At 72.1% G+C, this 4,925-nt stretch carries 2 protein-coding genes; both read right to left on the bottom strand.

Annotation, left to right across the window (positions count from 1 at the left end):
- Positions 1 to 140: 140 nt before the first annotated feature.
- Positions 141 to 3,476 carry an amino acid adenylation domain-containing protein gene (locus tag VN520_RS36175; RefSeq protein WP_325751192.1) on the bottom strand — a complete coding sequence of 1,112 codons (3,336 nt, stop codon included), beginning with the start codon at positions 3,474 to 3,476 and terminating at the stop codon, positions 141 to 143.
- 399 nt (positions 3,477 to 3,875) lie between these two features.
- On the bottom strand, positions 3,876 to 4,094 hold the full coding sequence (locus VN520_RS36170) for an MbtH family protein (protein WP_325751191.1): 219 nt from the start codon (positions 4,092 to 4,094) through the stop codon (positions 3,876 to 3,878).
- Positions 4,095 to 4,925: the final 831 nt, after the last annotated feature.

The following is a 4,925-nucleotide window of genomic DNA, read 5'->3' as shown; positions in this document are numbered from 1 at the left end:
CCCGGTGATGACGGCGAAGGTCGGCACGGCAGGAGCCGTGCCCGGGTCCACGTCGAGCAGTGCTGCGGAGTCGTACGACGACACGTCGGGGTCCTCTCGGTCGAACGGGGGCGGAGGGGCGGTACTGCGCAGGCCGACGGTCACCGGGCTGCGGCCGGTGCGGGTCGGCCAGTCGGAGCGCCGGCCCGCGTCACGTACGGACCCGGCCGCGGCTGGGTCGGGCCGGGCTCTCCGTGGGACCGGCTGTCGACGAGCTCGGCGAGGTCGGCGAGGACGGGGTGGGCCATCAGGTCGGGTAGCGACACCGCGCGGTCCAGCGCGATCGCCAGCTTGACCGCGCTCAGCGACGTGCCGCCGCGGTCGAAGAAGGAGTCGGTGCGGCTGATCTGCTCCTGCGGGACGCCGAGGACGGTGGCCCAGGCGGTCGCGAGCCGCTGTTCCGTGGGGGTGCTGGGGGCGGCCTGCTCGGTCTCGGTGTCGGTGAGCTGTCCGGCGAGGGTGGTGAGGGTCTTGCGGTCGATCTTGCCGTTGGGGGTGAGGGGCAGCGCGTCCAGGAGGACGAAGACGGACGGCACCATGTACGCGGGCAGGGCGCGCCCCACGCGCCGGGCCAGGGCGGCGTCGTCCGGCCGGGCGCCGGGTGCCCCCACGACGTAGGCGACGAGCCGCCGGTCGCCGGGGGCGTCCTCGCGGACCAGGACGCAGGCGGCGCGCACGTCCGGGTCGGTGAGCAGGGTGTTCTCGATCTCGGCGGGCTCGATGCGGAACCCGCGGAGCTTGACCTGACCGTCCGCGCGCCCGACGTACTCGATGTCGCTGCGGGCGGTCCAGCGCACGAGGTCGCCGGTGCGGTACATCCGGCCGCCGCCGGCCTCGTACGGGTCGGCGACGAACCGGGTGGCGGTCAGCGCCGCGCGGCCCTGGTAGCCGCGGGCGACACCGCGGCCCCCCACGTACAGCTCCCCCACGGTGCCGGGCGGCACCATGGCGAGGGCGCCGTCGAGCACGTACAGGCGCATCCCGTCGAGGGCCCGGCCGATGGGCGGCACACCCGGTGTGCCTGCGGCGACCTGGTGGCGGGTGGCGAAGGTCGTGGTCTCCGTGGGCCCGTACACGTGCAGGACCCGTGTGGCGGGCGCGGCGGCGGCCACCTTCTGCATCAGGTCCGGGGTGGCGGCCTCGCCGCCCGCGGCGACGAGGCGCAGCCCGGCGAACGCCGAAGGGCTGTTCTCGGCCACCACGTTGAACAGGGCCGTGGTCAGGAACAGCGCGGTCACTTCGTGCCGGTCCACCAGGTCCTCGAGGACCGGCACCTCCAGGACGCCTTCGGGTGCGACGACCACACGGCCGCCGTTGAGGAGCGGCACCCAGATCTCGAACGTGGAGGCGTCGAACACGTAGGCCGAGTGCAGCAGCACCGCGTCGCAGGCGCCGTCCGTCCAGGCGGTGTCGGCGGCCAGCGCGAGGACGTCGGCGTGTGTGACGCCGACGCCCTTGGGCAGCCCGGTGGAACCGGAGGTGAACATCACATAGGCGAGCCGCTCGGCCCGGTCCACCCCGGGCAGGGGTCCCGGCCGTGGCGGGGCGCCGCGTACGACCTCGCCGAGACCGTCGACGACGATCACCGGCAGGGTGGCGGCCGCCTCCTCGACCCAGGGCCGGGCGGCGGTGGTCCCGTCCACCACCAGGGCGCGGACACCGGCCACGTCGGCGACGCGGCCGAGCCGCTCGGCCGGCCACGCCGCGTCCATCGGTACGTACGCGGCCCCCGCGCCGACCGTGCCGAGCGTGGCGGTCACCACGGCTGCCGACCGGCCCACGAGGACACCGACGCCGTCCTCGGCTCCGATGCCCCAGCCGGCCAGAGCTCCGGAGAGGGCTTGTGCCGCCCGCGCCAGCTCCCGGTACGAGAGCGTGACGGCCCCGTCCACCACCGCGGGGGCGCCGGGGGTCAGGCGGGCCTGCGCGCCGAACGCCTCCGGCAGGCTCGACGCGGTCGTCGTGGGCAGGCCGGTGCCGCGCCCCTGGGCGAGCAGCGCCTCGGCCGCGGTGTCGTCGAGGAACGGCAGGTCCCGCAGGGGTGTGCCGGCGTGTGCGCGGGCCAGGGCCGACAGGAAGGGCACGAGGGCCTGCTGGAGGAGCTGTACGTCCTCGGGGTGGTACAGCTCCGCGTTGGCGTCGAAGCCGATCAACGGCCCCTTGCCCTCCGCCCGTTCGGACACGAAGAGGGACACGTCGTCGACCGGGCCGAGGGACAGGAGGCGGGAGGGGGCGGGGCTGCCGGCGAAGTCGAGGTTGTAGTCGTAGCCCATGATGTTGACGACGACGTCGGTCAGGCGCGCCCCGCCGTCCCTCATGTTGAGCTCACGGGCGAGCTGTTCGCGGGAGAAGCGCCGGTGGCGCAGGGCGCCGCCCATTTCGGCCGCGACGGTGCGCACGAGGGCACCGACCGTCATGTCGGCGGTGACGGCCAGACGGAGCGGCAGGATGTTGGAGGTCATACCGACGATGTGCCGCAGCCCGCTGTGCCGTCCGTTGGAGGCGAGGCCCACCGTGACGTCCTGCGCCCCGGTCGCCCGGGCGACGTAGGCGGCCACCGCGCTCACGAGGACGACGGACCACCTGGTGCGGTGGCCGGCGGCCAGTGAGCGCAGGTCGTCGAGGACGGCGACGGGCAGGGTCTCACCGGTGTGCATCCGGACGTCCGCTCCGGCGGGCCCCTGCGGCGGCGGGGCGTCGGTGCGCCGGCGGACGAGCGCCCTGCCTCCGCGCGCATGCGCATCGGCCCCGTCGCCGGCCGCCCCCGCAGCACCGTGGCCCGCCAGGTCGGCGAACTTGCCGGTCCAGTAGGCACGGTCCGCCTCGAAGCGGTCCGAGTCGCGGTATGCCGCCTCGTCGGCCACGAGTTCGCGCAGGGGTGCGACGGGCAGCTCGGCCGTGGCGAGGTCCTCTCCGCGCGCGGCACGCCCGTAGAGGTCGGCGACGGTGCGGCTGAAGACGGCACCGCCGAGGCCGTCGACGGCGATGTGGTGGTACCGGACGTACCAGTAGTGCAGCCGGGCGCCGAGGCGCAGCAGCGCGAAGTGGTGGTGCGGCGCGTCGAGCCGGTCGACGGTGGACATGTCCTCGGCCATGTAGCGCTCGGCAGCGGCGGCAGGATCTTCGGCGCCGGTCAGATCGACCCGGCGGAGCCGGTCCGGGTCGGCCGCGGGGCGGGGGGCGACGCGCTGACGCACCGTCTCGCCCTGGGTGACGATCTCGAGGTTGAGGCTGTCGCACAGGGCGACGGCCCTGCCGAACGCCGCGGCGAACAATTCCTCGTCGAGATCACCGTGGATCTCGAAGCATTCCCCGATGTTGTATTTCGGGCTGTCCGGATCGATGAGCTGTCCGTACCGGACGCCCTGCTGGGCCGTGGTCAGTTCGAGGAGGTCTTCGGGAGCTGCGGTTATCGGAAGAGAGCGGTTTTCCTGCATACCGGTCCACACCTTTGGGGAGAGATTTCGGGGACGGTGAAGAAGGGCCGGGTGAAACCGGCCACGCAGCGCACCGATCGTCGACGCCGGGGCAGGCGTAAGCGAGGAGGAACTCACCGCGCTCTTGGCATCGGGCACGGCCGGGATCGCGTACCGGGCGCGACAGCCCGGCAGGAGATGGTGTCGTCCTCCCACACCGAGGGCGGTCTCGATGTGGCTCATCGATGTTTTATGAGCCCATGAACGCCATAGAGAGGCGATACGAGCATGTACGCACGAGAGGCGACGGTCATTCGTTCACACCTGATCGATTTCGCTCAGAAGAGAGCGAAATCGATCAGGCCGAAACGCGGAGATGCCGCTCACCCTGGGGCACACCTCGGCGGTCCGGCCGTCGGCCTACCGCGCGTCGGCCCTCGTCGCCCGCACCAGAGCGGCGGGCCGCATGTCGGTCCAGGCGCCTTCGATCGCGTCCAGACATTCCTGACGCGACCCTTCCGGCCCGTCGGCGCGCCAGCCGCCCGGAATCTCGATATGCGCGGGCCACAGCGAGTACTGGCCCTCGTCGTTCACCAGCGCCACGAACCGTCCCGATTCGTCATCGAAAGGATTGGTCACAGCCGTCCCCCCACCTGTTCTCTTTCTTCCCGCGACATGTGCATCAGTTATGCGCGGGCATGCCGTGCCGGTTTTTTCCCCGCGGCATGCCGTCGAGCCCCCACCCCCCGCAACGCGATCCCGGGCAAGCGGTACGCGGAGAAGCGTTACGCCTCCGCATACCACAAAGACACCTGTGACCGATCCAGGGATAACCCGAGTTCGCCCGCACGCCAATCACATTAGAGGACCCGAGACAACGAACGACGCGTATTCGCCTGGTTACTCACAAGTACTGAACCGGCGGGCCTGAGAAGCATATGCCGGAGGTATATGCCAGGAGCCCTTGGAGAGAAATATCCAGCCACTGGATGTCCTAATAGTGCGGGTAGAACTTGATTTGGGCCATGCCTTTTCGGATAACCGCCCGCGTACGCCCGCGTACTCGCGTGGCGCACGGAGATCACATCAAGCTCCCATGCGCCGGGTATGCGCCCCCGTCCGACCAGCCACCCGGAGGAGCCGGCCGGGCCCGCTCCTGGCGCCGACGGCGCCAGGAAAGCGAGTGCGAACACGGCGGTCGAACCCGTGCGCGACCTCCGGACGGGCCGTGGACAGGGACTGCCGCCAGGCCGGGTCCGGAGGCCGCCCGGTCATGGTGGCCCGGGGCACGCGGCGCATCGCCCCGCGGCGGTCGGCTGCCCGTGGCCGGCTTCCAGGCGTCCACGTAGCTGTCCGGGCGAGTGGCGATGTCCGTCCAGTCGGGCGCGAAGATCTCCACGCGCTTCATCAGGGCGGCCAGTTCGGTCGCGTCGGCATCCATCCGTGGCCGTCACGCCCTCGCGGGCCGCG

The organism is Streptomyces sp. (assembly GCF_035563135.1).
Classification (GTDB): Bacteria; Actinomycetota; Actinomycetes; order Streptomycetales; family Streptomycetaceae; genus Streptomyces.
The sequence above is the reverse complement of the archived record's forward strand: the minus strand, read 5'-3'. Positions and strand labels throughout refer to the sequence as shown.